Origin of the sequence: Brevibacterium marinum (genome assembly GCF_011927955.1) — a bacterium.
Taxonomy (GTDB): Bacteria; Actinomycetota; Actinomycetes; order Actinomycetales; family Brevibacteriaceae; genus Brevibacterium; species Brevibacterium marinum.
The window spans coordinates 2362370-2381609 of record NZ_JAATJN010000001.1 but is presented as its reverse complement, the minus strand read 5'-3'; the positions used below and the strand labels follow the sequence as shown (position 1 = coordinate 2381609).

At 60.4% G+C, this 19240-nt stretch carries 19 protein-coding genes and 1 pseudogene; 9 read left to right on the top strand and 11 right to left on the bottom strand.

The window, feature by feature from the left end:
* Nucleotides 1-115 precede the first annotated feature (115 nt).
* Genes BKA07_RS10515 through argC form a run of 6 tightly spaced genes read right to left on the bottom strand, consistent with a single transcriptional unit; the run spans nt 116 to nt 6143 of the window.
* Entirely contained in the window at nt 116-637 is a 522-nt protein-coding gene (locus BKA07_RS10515) for an arginine repressor (protein WP_167950858.1), read from the bottom strand.
* Nucleotides 634-1557, bottom strand: a complete 924-nt coding sequence (argF, locus tag BKA07_RS10510) for an ornithine carbamoyltransferase (RefSeq protein WP_167950857.1) — start codon at nt 1555-1557, stop codon at nt 634-636. The genes BKA07_RS10515 and argF overlap by 4 nt, the downstream gene beginning before the upstream one ends.
* Nucleotides 1558-1584: 27 nt before the next feature.
* On the bottom strand, nt 1585-2865 hold the full coding sequence (locus BKA07_RS10505) for an acetylornithine transaminase (RefSeq protein WP_167950856.1): 1281 nt from the start codon (nt 2863-2865) through the stop codon (nt 1585-1587).
* Nucleotides 2858-3862, bottom strand: a complete 1005-nt coding sequence (argB, locus tag BKA07_RS10500) for an acetylglutamate kinase (RefSeq protein WP_245161918.1) — start codon at nt 3860-3862, stop codon at nt 2858-2860. The genes BKA07_RS10505 and argB overlap by 8 nt, the downstream gene beginning before the upstream one ends.
* Complete coding sequence (argJ, locus tag BKA07_RS10495; RefSeq protein WP_167950855.1) at nt 3859-5037, bottom strand: bifunctional glutamate N-acetyltransferase/amino-acid acetyltransferase ArgJ; 1179 nt, start codon at nt 5035-5037, stop codon at nt 3859-3861. The genes argB and argJ overlap by 4 nt, the downstream gene beginning before the upstream one ends.
* Nucleotides 5034-6143 (bottom strand): N-acetyl-gamma-glutamyl-phosphate reductase, encoded by a 1110-nt coding sequence (gene argC / locus BKA07_RS10490; RefSeq protein ID WP_167950854.1) that lies wholly within the window; start codon nt 6141-6143, stop codon nt 5034-5036. The genes argJ and argC overlap by 4 nt, the downstream gene beginning before the upstream one ends.
* Nucleotides 6144-6187: 44 nt before the next feature.
* On the opposite strand from argC, the gene BKA07_RS10485 reads away from it, so the two are divergent.
* The 6 genes from BKA07_RS10485 (at nt 6188) to BKA07_RS10460 (ending at nt 12678) form a co-directional block, all read left to right on the top strand.
* Nucleotides 6188-7165 (top strand): quinone oxidoreductase family protein, encoded by a 978-nt coding sequence (locus BKA07_RS10485; protein WP_167950853.1) that lies wholly within the window; start codon nt 6188-6190, stop codon nt 7163-7165.
* A gap of 177 nt (nt 7166-7342) precedes the next feature.
* The gene (locus tag BKA07_RS10480) at nt 7343-7660 is read left to right on the top strand and encodes a nucleotide pyrophosphohydrolase (protein WP_167950852.1); all 318 of its coding nucleotides are present in this window, start codon (nt 7343-7345) and stop codon (nt 7658-7660) included.
* A complete protein-coding gene (locus BKA07_RS10475; RefSeq protein WP_167950851.1) occupies nt 7647-9365 on the top strand; it encodes a DUF2075 domain-containing protein in 1719 nt (572 codons plus the stop codon). The genes BKA07_RS10480 and BKA07_RS10475 overlap by 14 nt, the downstream gene beginning before the upstream one ends.
* A 45-nt stretch (nt 9366-9410) precedes the next feature.
* Nucleotides 9411-9665, top strand: a complete 255-nt coding sequence (locus BKA07_RS19950) for a transposase (protein ID WP_425339330.1) — start codon at nt 9411-9413, stop codon at nt 9663-9665.
* 734 nt (nt 9666-10399) lie between these two features.
* Nucleotides 10400-12004: an RNA-directed DNA polymerase gene (locus tag BKA07_RS10465; RefSeq protein ID WP_167950850.1), complete on the top strand. Its 1605-nt coding sequence runs from the start codon at nt 10400-10402 to the stop codon at nt 12002-12004.
* On the top strand, nt 12001-12678 hold the full coding sequence (locus tag BKA07_RS10460; RefSeq protein WP_167950849.1) for a hypothetical protein: 678 nt from the start codon (nt 12001-12003) through the stop codon (nt 12676-12678). The genes BKA07_RS10465 and BKA07_RS10460 overlap by 4 nt, the downstream gene beginning before the upstream one ends.
* Before the next feature lie 410 nt (nt 12679-13088).
* On the opposite strand, the gene BKA07_RS10455 is transcribed toward BKA07_RS10460, so the two are convergent.
* From BKA07_RS10455 to BKA07_RS10440, 4 genes and pseudogenes are all read right to left on the bottom strand, one after another.
* Entirely contained in the window at nt 13089-14393 is a 1305-nt protein-coding gene (locus BKA07_RS10455; RefSeq protein WP_167950848.1) for an MFS transporter, read from the bottom strand.
* Between the two features lie 10 nt (nt 14394-14403).
* Nucleotides 14404-15555, bottom strand: a pseudogene (gene dgoD / locus BKA07_RS10450) (galactonate dehydratase); the annotation flags it as partial.
* A 44-nt stretch (nt 15556-15599) separates the two neighbouring features.
* Nucleotides 15600-16214 (bottom strand): 2-dehydro-3-deoxy-6-phosphogalactonate aldolase, encoded by a 615-nt coding sequence (locus tag BKA07_RS10445; RefSeq protein WP_167950846.1) that lies wholly within the window; start codon nt 16212-16214, stop codon nt 15600-15602.
* Nucleotides 16207-17187: a 2-dehydro-3-deoxygalactonokinase gene (locus BKA07_RS10440; protein ID WP_167950845.1), complete on the bottom strand. Its 981-nt coding sequence runs from the start codon at nt 17185-17187 to the stop codon at nt 16207-16209. The genes BKA07_RS10445 and BKA07_RS10440 overlap by 8 nt, the downstream gene beginning before the upstream one ends.
* Nucleotides 17188-17263: 76 nt before the next feature.
* On the opposite strand from BKA07_RS10440, the gene BKA07_RS10435 reads away from it, so the two are divergent.
* Complete coding sequence (locus BKA07_RS10435; protein WP_167950844.1) at nt 17264-18037, top strand: IclR family transcriptional regulator; 774 nt, start codon at nt 17264-17266, stop codon at nt 18035-18037.
* 27 nt (nt 18038-18064) lie between these two features.
* On the opposite strand, the gene BKA07_RS10430 is transcribed toward BKA07_RS10435, so the two are convergent.
* On the bottom strand, nt 18065-18373 hold the full coding sequence (locus BKA07_RS10430) for a nucleotidyltransferase domain-containing protein (RefSeq protein ID WP_209043938.1): 309 nt from the start codon (nt 18371-18373) through the stop codon (nt 18065-18067).
* A gap of 111 nt (nt 18374-18484) precedes the next feature.
* Between BKA07_RS10430 and BKA07_RS19945 the strand changes: the two genes are divergently transcribed.
* Both BKA07_RS19945 and BKA07_RS10420 read left to right on the top strand, forming a co-directional pair.
* Complete coding sequence (locus BKA07_RS19945; RefSeq protein ID WP_167953113.1) at nt 18485-18874, top strand: FAD-dependent oxidoreductase; 390 nt, start codon at nt 18485-18487, stop codon at nt 18872-18874.
* A 23-nt stretch (nt 18875-18897) separates the two neighbouring features.
* Nucleotides 18898-19206 (top strand): hypothetical protein, encoded by a 309-nt coding sequence (locus BKA07_RS10420; RefSeq protein WP_167950843.1) that lies wholly within the window; start codon nt 18898-18900, stop codon nt 19204-19206.
* Nucleotides 19207-19240: the final 34 nt, after the last annotated feature.

Genomic DNA, 19240 nt, shown 5'->3' with positions numbered 1-19240 from the left:
GTCCTTTCCCACCGTCATCGCGTGCGCTCTGGCGGTCAGTTCTTCGTGGTTCGTTGATTTTCGTTTCATTGTTGCAGGTCTCGACCCGCGCCGAGGTGGATTCCACCGAGGCGGCTCACCCCTCGGTCAGCCCGCCGGCCGCGTATTCGAGAAACGTCCCCGCCAGGGCCGCGCCACCGACGGTGGAGTCGGCGAGGACGAGGACCGTGTCGTCGCCGGCGATGGTGCCGAAGATCCCGGTCATCGAGGAGCGGTCGATGGCCGAGGCCAGGTATTGGGCGGCGCCGGGTGGGGTGCGCAGGACCACCATGTCCTTCTGCGCGGCCGCGGAGACGAGGAGCTCTTCGAGCAGTCGGGGCAGTTTTGCATCGAGGCTGTCGCCGGTGGACTGCTGCAGGCTGCGGTCGCCTCCCTCACCGGGGACGGCGTACACGGATCCGGAGGTGGACCGGATCTTCACGGCACCCACCTCGGCGAGGTCGCGCGACAGGGTCGCCTGGGTGACGGTGATGCCCATCGTCGCCAGCGCATCGGCCAACTCGATCTGCGAATGCACGGACCGGCGGGTGATGAGATCGATGATCTTCTGCTGCCGGGCCGTCTTCGTCAGCGGGGCCGAGTTCGTGTTCTCGCTCATCGGTTCTCCAGGAGGAAGGCCATGAGCGCCTTCTGCGCGTGGAGACGGTTCTCTGCTTCGTCGAAGACCGCCGAGGCGGGGCCGTCGATGACCTCGGCCGTGACCTCTTTGCCGCGGTAGGCGGGCAGGCAGTGGAGGAACATCGGATCGTTGCCCAAGTCCATGAGCTCCTGGCTGACCTGGTATTTCACGAAGGGTGATGCCTCGTCGTCGCGGCCGGTCGAGTCCTGTCCCATGGACACCCAGGTGTCGGTGACGAGGACGTCGGCGCCGTGCGCGGCGGCCACCGGGTCGTCGGTGACAGTGACGGATCCGCCGGTGGTCTTCGCGAGTTCGTTGGCCTCGGCGACGATCGCGGAAGCCGGCTGGTAGTCGGCCGGTGCTGCGATGCGCACGTGCATGCCGGCAGTGACGCCGCCGAGGAGGTAGGAGTTCGCCATATTGTTCGCGCCGTCGCCGTAGTAGGTCATGGTCTGGCCGGCCACGTCGCCGCGGTGTTCGCGGATGGTGAGCAGGTCGGCCAGGATCTGGCAGGGGTGGAAGTCGTCGGAGAGCGAGTTGATGACCGGCACCGTTGAGTGTTCGGCCATCTCTTCGAGACCTGATTGGGCGTAGGTGCGCCAGATGATCGCCGAGACCATGCGCGACATCACCTGGGCGGTGTCGGCGATGGATTCCTTGTGTCCCAGCTGCGCCTCACCGGGGTTGATGATGAGCGGCTGTCCGCCCAATGCTGCGATGCCTGCGGCGAAGGAGACACGGGTCCGCGTCGAGGTCTTGTCGAAGATGACGGCCGCGGTCTGCGGTCCGGCCAGCGGGGTCCGCGCATACGGGGCGGCCTTGAGGTCGAGTGCGAGGTCGAGGACCTGAGCCTGTTCGGCCGGGCTGAGGTCGGTGTCCTTGAGGAAATGGCGGGTCATGGTGGGTCCTTGGGATCGGTGGAGGGTTCAGCCGGCGATGAGCCCGGGCAGTGCGTCGAGGAACGGGACGAGGTCCTCACGCGTGACGATCAGCGGCGGGGCCAGGCGCAGACGGTCGGGCGTGACGGGGTTGATGATGAACCCGGCCTCGAGTGCCCGGGCGGCGACCGCCTTGGCGTCGTGTCCTTCGGAGAGCTCGATGCCCAGCAGCAGGCCCGTGCCGGTGACGGCCTTGACGCCGTCGACAGCGGTGAGCTGTTCGGCCAACCATGATCCGGTCTCCCGAGTGTGGGTGAGCAGGTTCTCGGTCTCGATGGTCTCGAGCACGGCCAGTCCTGCCGCGCAGGCGATCGGGTTGCCGCCGAAGGTCGTCCCGTGCTGTCCGGCTTCGAGGAGTTTCGTGTTCGCATCGCCGACGGTGATGGTCGCCCCGATCGGCATGCCTCCGCCCAGGCCCTTCGCCGAGGTGATGATGTCCGGGACGACTCCCTCGCCGATCTCCGGGTCCTGGTGGGCGAACCAGGAGCCGGTGCGGGCGACACCTGATTGAACTTCGTCGAGGACGAGGAGTGCCCCGGCGTCGCGGGTGAGTTCGCGGGCGGCGGTGAGGTAGCCGGCCGGATGGGAGCGCACGCCCACTTCGCCCTGGATGGGTTCGATGAACACGGCTGCGGTGGTGTCGTTGATGGCTGCGGCGAGAGCGTCGACGTCCCCATAGGGTACGTGGACGACTCCGGGCACACCGGGGGCGAAGGGTTCGCGGTAGGCGGCCTTCGCCGTCAGCGCCAGGGACCCCATGGTCCTGCCGTGGAAGGCGCCCTCGACGGCGATGATGATCGGGCGGCCTCCACCGGCGGCGCGGCGGGCCATTTTGAAGGCGGCCTCGTTGGCCTCAGTGCCGGAGTTCGAGAAGAACACGGCGGACCCGGCCGGCAGGTCGAGGACCTCGTGGAGTTTCGTGGCGAGGTTGATCTGTGGCGGTGAGGTGAAGAAGTTCGAGATGTGTCCGAGCGTCGCCGCCTGTTCGGAGAGGGCTTTGACCCAGTTGGGGTGGCAGTGGCCGAGTGCGTTGACGGCGATGCCGGCGAGGAGGTCGAGGTACTTCTTGCCCGAGGCGTCCCAGGCGTGCACGCCCTCTCCGCGGACGAGGTCGAGCTGAGGTGAGCCGAAGACCGGCGAGAGGACACGGGAGAAGTCATCGCGCCAGGTCTGGGCCTGGGCGTTCTGGGGCTGGGCGTTCTGGGGCTGGTCGCTCTGGGGCTGGTCGCTCTGCACGGCCGGTGTCTGGCTTGCCTGTGTGTCACTCATCGTTGTCGTCCTCCTGTGGTGTTTCGTGTCCCTCGCCCTTGTGTCCGTCACCCAGAGGTGCGGGTTCGACGACGGTGTCTTCGACCATGGTGCCGATGCCCTCCGAGGTGAAGACCTCGAGCAGGAGCGAATGCGCCATGCGGCCGTCGATGATGTGGGCCTGCTGCACCCCGTGTTCGATCGCTTCGAGGGCCGCGGTCATCTTCGGGATCATGCCCGCGTCGAGGCTGGGCAGCAGTTCGCGCAGCTTCTTAGGTCCTATGCGCGAGATCAGCGAGGACGTGTCGGGCCAGTTCGCGTAGAGGCCGGGCACGTCGGTGAGCATGATGAGTTTGTCGGCCTTCAGCGCTTTCGCCACCGCGGAGGCGGCGAGGTCGGCGTTGATGTTGAGTGGTTTGCCGGCCTCTCCGTCGATCTCCGAGGCGATCGAGCAGATGATGGGCACCCGCCCGGCGTCGAGGAGTTCGGTGAGCACGGTGGTGTTGACCTGGGCGATCTCGCCCACCCGGCCGAGGTCGATGAGTTCGCCGTCGGCCTCGGCGTGGGTCTTGTGCGCCAACAGCAGGTCCGCGTCCTCACCGGAGAGCCCGATGGCGGCGTTGCCGTTGCGGTTGATGCGGGAGACGATGTCGCGGTTGACCTGGCCGGACAGGACCATGCGGATGACCTCGGCGGCCTCCTCGGTGGTCACGCGCTGCCCGGCCTTGAACTCGGACTCGATGCCCAAGCGGGCCAGCATCGAGGTGATCTGCGGTCCTCCGCCGTGGACGACGACGGGGCGGATGCCGGCGAAGCGGAGGAACGCGATGTCATCGGCGAACGACTGCTGCAGCTCCTGGGAGATCATCGCGTTGCCGCCGTACTTGATGACGATCGTGGCACCGGCGAAGGTCTTGATCCACGGCAACGCCTCGGTCAGGGCCTCGGCCTTGACCTGGGCGGCGGCGAGCCGGGCGGCCGTGGACTTCGTGGACATGTCGTGGGGGTTGCTGCTCATGTGGAGTAGGCGCTGTTCTCTTCGACGTAATCGTGGGTGAGGTCCGAGGTCCAGACCGTGGCGGTGTGCTCGCCCGCATGGAGGTCGATGACGACGTCGACCTCTCGGCCGAACTGCACCTTCTCCGGGTGTTCGTAGGGTCCGGAAGCTCGGCAGACCTCGACGCCGTTGATGCTCACGTCGATCTGTGTGGGATCGAAGGTCGCCGAGGTGGTCCCCACTTGAGCGACGACGCGTCCCCAGTTCGGGTCCTGGCCGAAGATCGCGGCCTTGAACAGGGCGGAGCGGGAGACCGAGCGGGAGACTTCGACTGCCTCGGCCTCGCTTGCCGCACCCTGGGTGGTGATGGCGATGTCGTGGTGGGCGCCTTCGGCGTCGATGTGGAGCTGGTGCATGAGGTCGAGGCAGACTTCACGCAGCAGGCTGGTGAATTCCTCGGTATCCACGGTTGCTTCGTGGGCTCCGGAGGACATGAGGATGACGGTGTCGTTCGTCGACATGCAGCCGTCGGTGTCGAGACGGTCGAAGCTGCGGCTCGTGCCACCGCGCAGTGTTTGGTCGAGTACGGTCTGGTCGACCTTCGCGTCGGTGGTAATGACGACGAGCATGGTCGCCAAGCCAGGGGCGAGCATGCCCGCGCCCTTCGCCATGCCGCCGATCGTGTACCCGGAGCTGCCCTCACGGGTCGCGGTCTTGGCGACGGTGTCGGTGGTCATGATCGCCTCAGCGGCGTGTTCGCCGCCCTCCACCGAGTCCTCTGCCGCGGCCACGAGTGCGGGGAGGTTGTCGACGATGGAATCGCGGAAGTCCTGACCGCCGACGCCGATGAGTCCGGTCGAGCAGACGAGGACGTCTTCGGCGGCGGCATCAGTACCGTTCTCGGTGAGGGCCTCGGCGGTGGTCTGGGCCGTCAAGGTCGTCGTCTCGTACCCGAAGTCACCGGTGTAGCAGTTCGCTCCCCCGGAGTTGAGGACGACGGCGCGGGCCTGCCCGTTGGCCGAGGCTTTCTGGGACCACAGGACGGGGTTGGCCTTGCAGCGGTTGGAGGTGTAGACGGCGGCGACAGCAGCGTCGGGGCCGGTGTTGACGACGAGCGAGAGGTCCTTGGTGCCGGACGGTTTGAGTCCGGCGGTCAATCCTGCTGCACTGAAGCCGAGTGGTGCGGTCACGCTCATGGGGCGACTCCTTCGAGGGGAAGTGCGGTGGTCTCGTCGAGACCAAGCGCCAGGTGGATGGATTGGAGGGCCTGGCCGGCGGTGCCGCGGACGAGGTTGTCCAGTGCCACGACGACGAGGATCTTCTCGGCCCGTTCATCGACGGTGTATTGGATGTGGGCCATGTTCGACCCGGTCGTCGCCGAGGTGCGCGGCCATTGGCCCTCGGGCAGGACGCGGACGAAGGGTTCATCAGCGTAGGCCTGCGCGTAGGCCTCGGTTAGTTGCCTCTTGAGCGCTTCCGCGTCGAGGAGCCCTTCGGCGGTTTTCGGAGCGGCTTCCCCTGCATCGGTCGTGATGGTCGCGAGGATTCCGCGGGCCATGGGCACGAGTGTCGGGGTGAAGGAGATCCGGGTGGGACCTTCTGCGGCATCGGCGCCGAGGACGCCGTTGAGATTCTGTTCGATCTCGGGCACATGCCGGTGTGTGCCGCCGGTGCCATAGGGCGAGGCGTCGCCGAGGACTTCGGCGGCGGTCAGGTGCGGCTTGAGCGCCTTGCCGGCCCCGGAAACTCCGTTGGCGAGGACTGCGTTGAGCCCGGCCGGTGCGGCAAGGCCTGCCTGAATGAGTGGGGCGAGCCCAAGCGTCACAGCGGTGACGTTGCAACCGGGCACGGCGATGCGCATTGTGTCCTTGAGTTCCACTCGCTGCTTCGTGCCATCGGCAGTCAGCAACTCGGGCAGACCGTAGGTCCAGGTGCCCTGGTGGTCGGAGCCGTAGAACTTCTCCCAAGCGGAGACGCTGATGAGGCGGTGGTCAGCGGCCAGGTCGACGATGAGGGTGCCCGGGCTCGTGGATTCGAGTTCGGCGGCAATCTGTCCGGACTGGCCGTGTGGGAGGGCGAGGATGACGACATCGTGGCCGGCGAGCACCTCGGCGGTGGACTCCTGGACCACGAAATCGGAATATCGGGCAAGATGGGGTTGATGTCGGCCGAGCTTCTCACCCGCGGTGGAATGTCCGCACACCGTTGTGACGTTCAAGTGGGGGTGAGTGCTCAGCAGCCGGAGGACCTCTCCCCCGGCGTATCCGGTGGCACCGGAGACGGCAACCGTAAGATCATTCATATGTATAACTATACCAGCGCATTAAATTATATGCAGGAGGCGTGATGAGCCAGGCTATTCAGGCGATGCGAGCAGGTGGACCAGAGGTTCTCGAGTTCAATGAGATCGACACTCCTCGGCCCGGTCCTGGCGAGGTCCTCGTCGACGTCGCGGCCGCGGGTGTGAACTTCATCGACACGTACCGTCGTTCGGGCACGTATCCCATGAGCTACCCGCACATCGTCGGATCTGAGGGCACCGGGCGCATCGCCGAGGTGGGCGAAGGTGTGGCGAGTTGGTCCGTCGGCGATCGCGTCGCCTGGCACGAGGGCCCGGGTTCCTATGCGACCCAGGTCGTCGTCAAGACCGACAATCTGCTGCGGGTGCCCGAGGGCGTGAGTACCGAGGTCGCTGCCGCCATGCCGCTGCAGGGGCTGACAGCCCAGTACCTGGCCACGAGCTCGCACGAGATCAAGCCCGGCCACACCGCACTCGTCCATGCCGGTGCCGGCGGCGTCGGGCTGCTGCTCACCCAGATCATCAAGCACCTGGGCGGCAACGTCATCTCGACGGTGAGCACCGAGGAGAAGGCAGAGCTGGCCCGCAAAGCCGGAGCCGATGAGGTCTTCCTCTACGGCGAGGGTGTCGACGTGACCGCGAAGGTGCGCGAGTTGACCGATGGAGAGGGCGTCGAGGTCGCCTATGACGGCGTCGGCAATGACACCTTCGATGCCTCGCTGGCGTCACTGAAGCCGCTGGGCTCGATGGTGCTCTTCGGCGGAGCCTCCGGTCAGGTGCCGCCTTTTGATATTCAGCGCCTCAATGCTTCCGGCGGAATCTTCCTGTCACGCCCATCGCTGGCGTGGTTCGTCCGCTCGTCGGAGGAACTGGCGAAGCGCTCGTCAATGCTTTTCAACGGCATCGAGCACGGCTGGCTGAACTTCCGGGTAGGTGCGACATTTGCGTTGGCTGATGCTGCTGATGCACATCGTGCACTTGAGGGACGTGAGACCACGGGCAAAGTAGTGCTGACGACAGCCTGACTTAGCGAACACAGCTTGAGCCCGGAGTTCCTGTCTATAGTTGGGAACTTCGGGCCCAAACTGTTGTGGCGCTGACGTCGGCCAGGACTCTCCCAGATTTCCACTCACTTGGTCCTCGAGTATTTGAGTTGAGCCCCATTCCGTCCCGTCGCCGTAAGTCGCTGATACCTTAAAGTCATGTACGAAGATTCTGTTCCCGACACAGTGCGCCAGTTCATGGCCGAACGAGATTGGCAACAGTTCCACACCCCCGAGAATCTCGCAAAGAGTATTTCCATAGAAGCAGCAGAGTTGCTCGAATGTTTCCAATGGGGAGATGCAGACCTCGAATCCGCGAAGGACGAGCTGGCAGATGTGCTGACGTATTGCATGCTGCTCGCCGATAAATTGGAACTGGATCCCGACACCATCATTCTTGAAAAGCTTGCGAAGACTCGCGAGAAGTATCCAGTGGACAAGGCGCGAGGCACGAGCGTGAAATATGACCAGCTTTAAGGTCGAACGCTTCCCACTCGAGCCAGACAGGGTCAAGGCGTGGGGATCCGTCGACCCGCGTCACCGGAACTGGCCAGTCGTTTACGTCATGAACAATAAGAATGAGGTCTACGTCGGCGAATCCCTCAACGTCGAGGGACGCATGAGGCAGCACCTCGAGTCCGACTCAAAACGAAGTCTCCAGTCGGTGAGAGTCGTTCTCGACGACACGTTCAACAAATCGGCGTGTCTGGATCTGGAGTCGTTCCTCATCCGAATGTTCCATGGTGACGGCAGTCGGCAAGTTCTCAACCTCAATGCAGGTATCACTGATGCGGACTATTACGACCGCGAAAACTACAATAAAACATTTCGGCAGATCTTCGAGGAACTGCGATCTCAGGAAGAACTATTCCAGCGCACCGTCCCAGAGATCATCAACAGCGATCTCTTCAAGCTCTCACCCTTCAAGGCGCTGAACCATGATCAGGCCATCGCGGTCGATGACATACTCGAAGGCTTCTTCGCGGATCTCGAAAGTGGCGTCGACAACACTGCCGTAGTCGAAGGAAACCCTGGTACCGGCAAGACCGTTGTTGCCATATATATGCTCAAGTTGCTCGAAGACATCCGGCGGCATAATTCGGAAGAGCCGCTGGACATCGATTCCATCTTCAGCGACTACTTCACAGCTGGACATGCCGAGCTGCTAGAGAATCTAAAATTCGCGATCGTAGTCCCCCAGCAATCGTTGCGAGACTCAATCGCCAAGGTGTTTAAGCTGACGCCCGGACTACGCAAAGACATGGTCTTGACGCCGTTCCAGGTGGGCGAGAGCTCAGAACCGTTCGATCTTCTTGTAGTTGATGAAGCTCATAGGCTTAACCAGCGCGCGAATCAGGCGGCGGGGCCGCTCAACAAGAAATTCACTGAGATCAACGAGAAGCTCTTCGGCTGGGACGATCCGCAGAAGACGCAGTTGGATTGGATCAAGAAGCAAAGTAGACAATCGATCCTCATGCTTGACGTCGGCCAGACTGTTAGGCCAGCCGATCTACCGGCAACCAAAACAAAGGAGCTCGCAACGCAAGCCAGAACCGCTGGCAGGCTCTATCCTCTTCAAACCCAGATGCGAATCTCGGCCGACAAGGACTACGTTGGGTACATCAGATCGATTCTCAGCGACAATCCGCCGACCACCCGGGAGGACTTCGGCGACTACGATCTCCGCATGTTTACAGATCTCGGCGAGATGCGGCGAGAGCTAAGCAAGCGTGAAACAGACCATGGCCTCTCTCGACTCGTCGCAGGATACGCCTGGCCATGGAAGAGCAAGAACGACAAGACTGCGTACGACATCGAACTCGATGGACAGCGGATGCGCTGGAATTCGACCACGACAGATTGGATCAACTCACCGAAATCAACCGACGAGGTTGGATCGATTCACACTGTGCAGGGCTACGACCTCAACTACGTCGGAGTCATCATCGGCAAGGATCTCCGCTATGATCCCGACGCTGGAAAGCTGGTCTTCGACCGAGAAAACTATCACGATAAAAAGGGACGCGAGAATAATCCCAAGCTCGGTATCACCTACTCAGATGCAGATCTTCTCCGATACGTAGAGAACATTTACAGCGTGCTGCTCACACGAGGAATTCGGGGCACTTATGTTTACACCTGCGACCCTGCTCTGCGAGAACGTCTGAAAGAGTTCTTCTGAATCGCTCGGCGTCTCGATTCCTCACCGACATCTCACAAACTATTATTGAGAGCCCGACAGCGAGAATGGCGCGAAAGTATCGACGTTTTCCTCATTGACGGGTTCTCCGGTTTCAAGACCGCGGCGCCCGAGCAACCGTCCGATGCCGTGGAAGTCAGCGACCCCTTCCACGTCTTCAAACTCGCCGGTGATGCGCTCGGCGAGGCGCGTCGCGGTTTTCATCAGGAGTACACAGGCCGCCCACCCCAGTCGGGTAAAGCGCCCGTTGTATCGGGCGCGGCGGACCCCGCATACAGTTAGCATTCTGCTCATGAGAAAGCAGCAGGAGAGGATCGCGAAACTCGACGACAGCAGATCCGAATTTCACCGAAGTCGAAGTCACCTGGACTATCTGCCAAGACATCGTGATCGCCTATTGAACCGCCGAACGCGGCGAAGGCAAGAAGAAACTATTGCGAACGGCCGTTGACACCCTGACAACCAACCTGGCGACCGAGCTGGTCGAGCTCAAACGGCTGGGAGGGCCGCTGAAGCAAGGCACCGCCGAAGTAGCGGGCCTTCTTCACCCGACTGGGAACCTCGAACGGCCCGATTGAGACCAACGACAGACCTGGACAACTACATAGATCAGTGCTGGGCATTCGCAACCGCACAGACTAAAGCGCCAGGTCCCCCTCGGGCGAGCAGCGCGCGAGTTCCGACTCGCCCATAGAGACTGCCGCACACCCCCATCACCAGATCCAGTGAAAGCCCGGACAGGACCAGCGCAGTGTCGAAGTATGGCGGGGACAAGTTGCGCAAGAACGACTCTGAGTCGCAACGGTGTATTCAACAGTTACATCGCGTTAGCCACTGACCTGAAATCTCTCGACTTCGGCAAAAGGCTACTACACGCCCAATCCACGCAGGCCCCACACGAAAGCACAGAGTAGACGCACGTGGGTAATATCATTGTAGTATGATTAAATCTATAGTGGACAGCAAGTATCGAACAGTTGAGTCAATTGAAACTTATGAAAACGAGCGGAGAGAAGATGCCCGAAGTAACGAGATCTACAATAGAACGAGCACTAAATAATATAAAAGTTCATTCTGATACTGACGTTTTCCCGAGAAGCTTCGACTACAGATTGGCCGAATATTCCGAAAATAGCCGGAACAAAATGATCGATAAAGTAACAGAAATTCTGTCATCAAAAGAATCATTCGAGAGTGCCCTAAATACCGTTCCTCCGGTGAATCAATCTTGCATTTCACCGGCAGGCTATCACGGATATCGGTGGGTTACAAAGATTGATCCGCTTTGGAACCTAGTCTATCTTTCGTTGGCAATCCATATCGGCAACCACGCGGAACAGCAACGCCTCACCTGCGACGAGAAGATAGTATTCTCGCATCGATTTGTCCAGGACGATAGCCACCATGATCTATTTTTAGTCGGAGGTTGGGGGCAGTTTCTTGATGCGGCGAGAAGCAGCGCGAATGACCATAAATATGTTCTGATGCTAGATCTCGCTGATTTTTACTCACGAATATACCTACATCGCATGGAAAATGAAATTAAATATGTTTTGCCGGGTTCTTCAATACCGGGCATGCTGAACTCGATGCTAATGCAATTCAACACAGGCAGATCTTTCGGGATACCAATCGGTGGCCCTGCTTCCCGGATTCTGTCCGAAGTTCTGCTGATGGCCGCAGATCAATACATGCTTAACCATTTGAATTTGAAGTTTACTCGGTATGCCGATGATTACCGAGTATTCGTAGATTCCGTGGACGAAGCCAATCACATTACCGCGATTTTGTCAGAATACTTTTTTGAAACCGAAGGCTTAAGTCTACAAAAACATAAAACTAATCTCGTTCCAGCACGTGAGTTTATTGATTCGTTGGACTATTCCGGGGCAGAGACGGGGTCCGCCCAACATTTTCTAGGAATTAGACTATACTATGATCCCTATGCTCCAGACGCTGAAGAAGATTATGAAAAGCTGAGAAGCGCACTTGACCAGTTCAATCTGATGGAACTGCTAGCAACAGAACTGTCTAAGGGTCGTTCTGACCTAAGTGTTGTGGCTAAAATCGCAAGATCGTTACACGCGATGCCGGCAAACGTTCAAGTTCAAGCTTGTCAAACTATGCTATCGCACACGAATAAATTGTATCCAGTTCTTCCCAAAGTGCTCAGATCGCTACTTTACGTCGTCGAGAAGCTTGTAGCTGATGGAGATCGAGATCAGGTGGTGCAATTAGTCGATCAAGTACGTTCTTTGGTCGATCGTGACCGATATATTTCCGACTCTGAAATCAACATGGTATATTGCATTCGTATCATCGGTGCGTGCAAATCGAGGGCGAATGAGCAGTTGTTAAACCACATATACACACGAACCTATGGAGCATCAGGCGGGCCCTCGGCTTTAGTTCAGGCCGAAACTATGAAGGTTTTCTCTAGTTGGGGGCTTGCATACTGGCTACGGGTCAAGAAGACTCATTTTGGTTCCATGCATCCGAGATTGCAAGAGGAATTCGTCCGAGCGTCTTATGTGTTGGGCGATGAGGGTAAACACTGGCGAAAAAGTGCGCTAAAGACGCTTCCAAGAGTGCGCCATCCATTTGTCCAGGAATCGCCATGAAATTCACTGTCGAGAAAATCGCCTCCATGCCGATGTTCTGGCGGACTCTAACTCCGTTTGAATCCGCATTTATCGGACAGCAGCAAATCGGAAGTGTCGATGAGGAGAGTGGCGGTCCTAGCGAGGGCTGGGATCTGATTTCTGAAACTGCTTTCATGCTCGCGACCGAAACCCTGCCGGACGATCAAGCGTTCGCAGTTGCTAAGGAGAAGATTGCTCGGCTCGACAACGTGAAGAACTCGCCGATTTCGAGCGCTAATAGGCGTGTTGTTTACCAGCTACGGGACGCAATCTTGTCTAGTATTGAATCTTTCGATCAAGAAACCCGCAAGTGGATGCCCGTTGTTCCGGGCTTTGCGGCGCTGAGAGCGTCTGAGGCTGATCTATTGTGCGGCGATCTGCTCGTCGAGTTCAAATGCGTATCTAGAAACTTTTCACCGAGAGATGTGAGGCAAGTCCTACTGTATTCCGCGATCTTGGCAGAGACCGGGAAGGATGTATCATCGTTCGCGATACTGAACCCGCGAATGGGTTGCTCGATTCGAGCAAAACTTCAAGATGCAAGTCTTCAGCTGAGCGGACGTCCGTGGGTTGATACTCGCCTGGAAATTCTCAGTAGTATCGAATCGTATAGCCGAATTTTTGTGCCTAACAGATTCGAATCACCAAATTGACTTCGTAAATTGCGGATTGCCACATCATTTATGCGTGTCGTTTGATAACGCGACTAATCCCGCTCCTGCGTTGCTCAGGTGAGATGAACTTTACTACTAATAGGCTATGGTGCCGGCGAAGCCAACTGAACCTGGTCACAGGCCGCGAAGGTCCTCGTGATGTGTGGCAAAGTCATACGGATTGCCAACGACTCCGCGGTATCATCTCAGCGGCCTGGATCGACGACAATATCGACCTCGTTAAAGAAGCCATTTTCGATATTAAACAAAATGAAACGGAACCAGGGGTGATGCTAATCACCTCTGTGGCGAAGGCGGATCGTAACCACGGGTAACCCAAAGGCAGCGCGAAGCTCACAAAGCTGCTCAGCCCAGGGGGTTGACTAACTTGTAGCTTTCAAATTAGCCAGTCATTCCTCCACACGTTCAACCTTCCCAACGAGGAACACGTATGACAGCACACCGACAATGGTGATCGCAGCCATGTATATAAACGCAGGCGCGAAGTCGATGTCGGTGACGAGGAAGCCGATGACGATCGGGGTCGCAATCGAGGACAGGTTGCCGATGAAATTGAACATGCCTCCAGTCAGACCCAACAGTCGCTCGGGAGCGAGAGCGGACACCAGCGACCAAGTGATCGAAGCAAAGCCATTGCCGAAGAAGGCGATTGACATGAACACGATGACCAACGCAGTCGAATCCGTGTAGTTCGCGCCGAGCATGAACACCGTCATCGCCAAGCCGATGATGATCGGCAGCTTCCGCGCGGTGCCCAGTGACAGTCCCTTTTTCACCATTAAGTCGGAGACCCACCCCGAAAGCAGTACCCCGACGAGGGCGGCGATGAACGGTAGTGAGGCCATGAAGCCCGACTCGATGTAGTCCATCCCTCGGTAGTCGACGAGGTAGGTCGGGAACCATGTGAGGAAGAACCACAGGGTCGAAGTCAGGCAGAACTGGCCGAGGTAGATGCCCCACAGCTTCCGTCTGGAGAGCACTACCTTCACATCCGACCATTTGAGCTTCGGCTTGGTTTCCTTCGTCGCACCGGATTCAATATCGACTAGTCCCCCGCCCGAGGCGATGAGGTCGATCTCGGGCTGGTTGACTCCCGACTTGTCACGCGGCTCGCGGTAGACGAACCACCAGATGGACGCCCAGATGATGCCGACGACCCCGGTGAGGATGAAGACCCAGTGCCACGTGAGCACCGTCTGCAGCCAGGACAGTACGGGGGTGAGCAGCGCGAGGCCGATGAACTGCCCCGAAGTGTAGAAGGCGATGACCCGTCCGCGCTCACGCTCGGGGAACCACGCGGTGGCCACCTTGTTGTTGATCGGGTAGGCGGGCGCTTCGAATCCGCCGACCAGGAGCCGGAGGATGATGAGGGCAATGAACCCGCCGGAGATTCCCATGAACAGTGTGGCCAGGGACCACAGCACCAAGCAGGAGGCATAGAGTACTCGAGGTCGCACTCGGTCGACGAGCCATCCGCCGGGCAGCTGCATCGCGGCGTAGGTCCACCCGAATGCCGAGAGCAGAAGTCCCTGCTGGCCCGTGGTGAGATCGAACTCTTGGGACAGCGCCGGCATCGCAATGGACAGGTTGGCCCGGTCCATGTAGTTGATGACGACGGTGATGAAGAGCAGGAGCGCGATGATGTAGCGCATCCGAGTCGGGCGCGTGGTCATCTGCGTTTTCAGCTGAGTCATTGTTAGCTCCTCACCATTCCGCAAACGAGCCGTCGTCGTGACGCCAGATGGGATTGCGCCACCGGTGCCCCTCGGCCGAGCGTTCGATGACGTAGTCCTCATTGACCTCAATGCCGAGCCCGGGCCCGGACGGGATGTCGATCATGCCGTCGTCGTAGTTGAACACGGAAGCGTCGGTGACGTAGTCGAGCAGGTCGTTGCTCGTGTTGTAATGGATGCCCAGGCTCTGTTCCTGGATGAACGCGTTGTAGCTGCCGGCATCGACCTGCAGACAGGAGGCGAGCGCGATCGGCCCCAGGGGACAGTGCAGCGCCAGCGCCACATCGTAGGCTTCGGCCATCATCGCGATCTTCCGCGTCTCGGTGATACCGCCGGCGTGGGAGACGTCGGGCTGGATGATGTCGACCGCACCGGAGGCGATCACTTCGCGGAAGTCCCAGCGGGAGAACAGTCGCTCCCCCAGTGCTATCGGCGTCGGGGTGTTCGCCATGACGTCACGCAGCGATCCGAAGTGTTCGGAGAGCACAGGTTCTTCGATGAAGAGAAGTCGATAGGGTTCGAGTTCCTTGATGAGGACCTTGGCCATCGGCTTGTGCACGCGACCGTGGAAGTCGATGCCGATGCCGAAGTCGTCGCCTGTGGCTTCCCGTACAGCCTGCACGTTTTCGATGACCTGGTCGACTTTGGTGTAGGAATCGATGAACTGCAGCTCTTCGGTCGCGTTCATCTTCACGGCGGTGAACCCGCGGTTCTTCGTCTCCAGTGCTGCCGCAGCTGTGTCGCCGGGTCGGTCGCCGCCGATCCACGAGTACGTGCGGATCCGATCCCTGACCTTCCCACCGAGCAGCTGGTGCACTGGCTGGCCGAGTGACTTGCCTTTGATGTCCCACAGCGCTTGGTCGATACCTGAGATCGCACTCATGAGGATCGGCCCACCGCGATAGAAGCCGCCGCGATACATGATCGTCCACAAATCCTCGATGTTCGCGGGGTCCTTGCCGATGATCAGGTCGGAGAGTTCATCGACGGCGGCGGCAACCGTGGCGGCCTTGCCTTCGATGATCGGCTCGCCCCAGCCGACGATCCCTTCATCCGTCTCGATCTTGAGGAACAGCCACCTCGGCGGCACCGTGTACGTCGTCATCGACGTGATCTTCATTGGTCTGGCCTTTCGTCTGGTGTAGTCATCTGCTTGTCATCGTTGGGTCAGTGGGCCTGGGCCCACGCCGAGGCGATCGCCTCGGCCCGGTCATGTACGACTTCAGGGCGGTCGCCTCGGCGATAGAGCGAGGAACCGAGGCCCAGGCCGGCAGCACCGGCGTTGCGCCATTCGGCAGCGTTGTCGGCTCCCACTCCCCCGACGGGGAAGAGTTCGGTGCCGGCAGGAAGAACCTCGCTCCACGCCTTCATCCCGCTGATTCCGACCGCCGAGGATGGGAAGAGTTTGACCTTGGTGGCGCCTGCTTTGATGGCAGCGAACGCCTCGGTCGGGGTCGCGGCTCCCGGGTACGGGGTGAGCCCCATCCCGAGCGCGGTCTGGATGACTTCGGTATCGGTGTCGGGGGCGACGATGATGCGGGCACCGGCTTGCTTGCAGTCGCGGACCTGCCGGGCGGTGAGAACCGTGCCGGCACCGATCTCCACCTCATCACCGAATCGGTTGACCAATGCCTCGATCGAAGCCACGGGGTCCGGTGAGTTGAGCGGGACTTCGATGGCGGAGAACCCTGCAGCGACGATCCCCTCGGCGATGTCGAGGACCTCGTCAGAGCGAACCCCGCGGAGGATGGCGATGAGGCCGGTGGGAACAGTGTCAGTCATTTGTGGTCTCCTTGGTCGGCACGAGGCCGGATTGTTCGGCGATGCGGAAGAGTCCGGTGGCAGCGGCCCGCGGATCCGCTTCTGTCGTCTCTCGCCCGTGTCGGCGGAGGGCGCGTGAGTATCGCATCGTGAGGTCCGCGGTTCCACAGACGATGAAGGGGGCGGCAGAGTCGGCTTTGGTCGTGAGTTGGCTGGCGACCTCGGCGCCGATGAGCATTCCCGAGAGGTAGTCGTTGATTGCCTCGGCGTGCAGTCGTCCGTCGAGGGCCCAGGTGCGTGCGGAGAAGATCGAGGAGGTGAGTGCGGCGGGATCGTCAGCGCCGACGCTCAGCCCCCAGTCGAAGGCGTCAAGGTGGAAGTCATCGGTGGGTTCGGCCAGACGGCTGAGGATCGACGAGGTGCTCAACAGTCCGAAGACTTCTCCGCTCATGGAAGTGGAGAAGTCGGTGACCCGAGTTCCTTCACAGCTCACCCATTTGGTGTGCGTACCGGGGAGGACTACCGTTGTCGGTTCTGTCTGGCCGGCGGAGAGCAGACCGAGCAGTTCGGTCTCTTCACCCCGGATGACATCGGGGGCGGTCGCGTCTGTCGAAGTCTTCTGCAGTCCGGGAACGATGTGGAGTTCGCCGATGGTCAGTTCAACCGTCATCAGTTGGCCGCCAACGGCACCGAGGTCGGTGGGCAGATCGAGGTATCCCGCCTCGGCGATTCCCTGGGTCGAACCGATCATTCCGCATGCCAGGAGCGGAAGAGAACCGTGGGCAGGCAGCCAGTCACCGATAGCGGTCTGAGCGATACGAGAGAATTCACCTCGGAGGTCGGCTGCGTCCGGGCTGACGGCCATGATCCCGTCGGAGCCGTTGCGTTCGGCGAGAACCGTTCCGTCACTGCCGATGAGGAAGGCTCGCAGCGAGCTCGTTCCCCAGTCGAGGCCGATCATCTGCGGGTCCCCGGGTGGTGCCTGTTTTGCCATAAGTGCCACTATGGGCAGAGGTTCCATTATGCGCCACCACTGTCCCTATATGTGGGATTCATGACATAGTGGTGCCATGCCTGACGACGACACATTTGCGAATTCCGCTATCCCTCAGGGCACTCAGACGCTGGCTCGTGGGCTGCAGATCGTCAGCGCTGTCGCTGGTGGATCGACGACGCTGAGAGCGATCGTTGAGACCACGGGCGTGGGTCGGTCAAGTGCCCACCGGATGATTCAGCTGCTGGTACAGATGGGGTACCTGCGCCACGGTTCGCCTGGAGAGTTTCGACTCGGGCCCACGCTCATCGAATATGGTTTCACCGCGCTCAATCAAGACCCGCTGCCGGTGGTCGCCAGGGATAGCCTCGAGGCGCTGGCCGAACGGACTCAGGACACCATCCACCTCTCGGTCGAGGACGGCGAGTCCGTACTCTACCTCCACAAGATTCCCGGCACGCGAGGGGCCGAGATGCGCTCGCGTATCGGTCACCGTATGCCAATGACCCGCACCGGAGTCGGAAAGGCGTTGCTGTTGGGGCAGGAAGAGCGTTGGGAACAGCTGTTCGTTACAGAGAGTCCAGGGGCAGATGCCTCAGCGGTGGAGGCATTCGTCAAACGGATGGTCGGCTACACGCAAGATGGGGCGACATTCGACCTGGAAGAGAATGAACCAGGAATCAGGTGCGTAGCCGCGCCGGTTCAAGACGGCAGCGGGGAGATTGTCGCCGGCATCTCACTGTCGGCCACGCGCCCCTACATGCCGAAGGATCGAATGCAGGCACTGGTGCCAGTAATGAAAGCGACGGCACGGGAGATTTCAACGAAGCTCGGGTACAAGCAGTCGTAGGCAAAAGCTGGTCAGGTAAGAGGATAGCTAAAGTCGGTATTCGTCCAACAACGCAGCTTCCAACACCTCAGCTTTTAAGTCGCGCCGAGGAATTACGTCGACTTTACGCCCCAGTATCTGTTCAGCAACAGCCCGCATTTCCAGCAGTCGGAAAAGCCCGACAGACTCGTCCAGGTCGACCAACAGATCGACATCGCTGTCGGGACCGTCTTCGCCGCGCGCTACGCTGCCGAACACTGAGATATCGCGACCACCCAGTTCGGCAAGACTGTCGATGAGCTCGGATGCGTGAGAACGCACCAAGCGCAGCATTTCCGATTCCGCCTCGGATCTCACTCTGCGACCATAGCGCTTCCTCGCTCCTTGCGACAGCCTTCGGCCTCGGGACGTGCAATTTGCGGTCGAAGAATATTCGCTCTCAGATATGGACTCTCCGTTTGATGTCGAATTCGGTTTCCGCACCGGCACTCCTCCGGGCAAAGACGCCGACTTGTTGAGTCCTACGCTGCGCGAATATCACCCGCGGCGCTGAAGACCGGAGTCGAACTCGATGTCCTCGTCGTCGGGGCCGGTGGAGCGGGGCTGTCAGCGGCGAACTTCGCTGCGATCGCAGGTCTGCGGATTGCCGTCGTCGAACGCTCCGAGCACGTCGGAGGAACGGCCGCCTTCACCGCCGGAACCACGTGGGTGCCGGGCACCCATCGGGCAGAGGAGATCGGAGCCGTCGACACGCGGGCCGAGGCGCTGGCTTTCCTCGACGCCTCGATCGGCTCCCATTCACCCACTCACCCACGCGCCTGCGGGCGAGATTCCTCGACCTCGGCCCCGAAGCGGTAACCGTCCTCGAGACCGGATCCCGAGTGACCTATCGCGCGCGGGCGATGCACCCCGATTATCACACCCAGCTGCCGGGCTCGCGTCTGTCCGGCCCCGCCCTCGAACCATATCCCTTCGACGGGCGGCTGCTGGGCGAACGGCACGCTCTCGTCCGTGCCCCGCTGCACGAATTCACGATGTTCAACGGAATGTTGATGGGCGCGGTCTATCACGCCCCCGGGATCACAATCGGGCCCGGGCTCGTCTTCGCCTACGCCGCCGTACGCGATATTCTCGGCCGTGCGCTGCCCGGAGCCGAAGCGACACGCACCCTCACCGGCTGGAGTCAGTAGAGACGCAGCGGTCCGAGTACTCTCGGAATTTGGC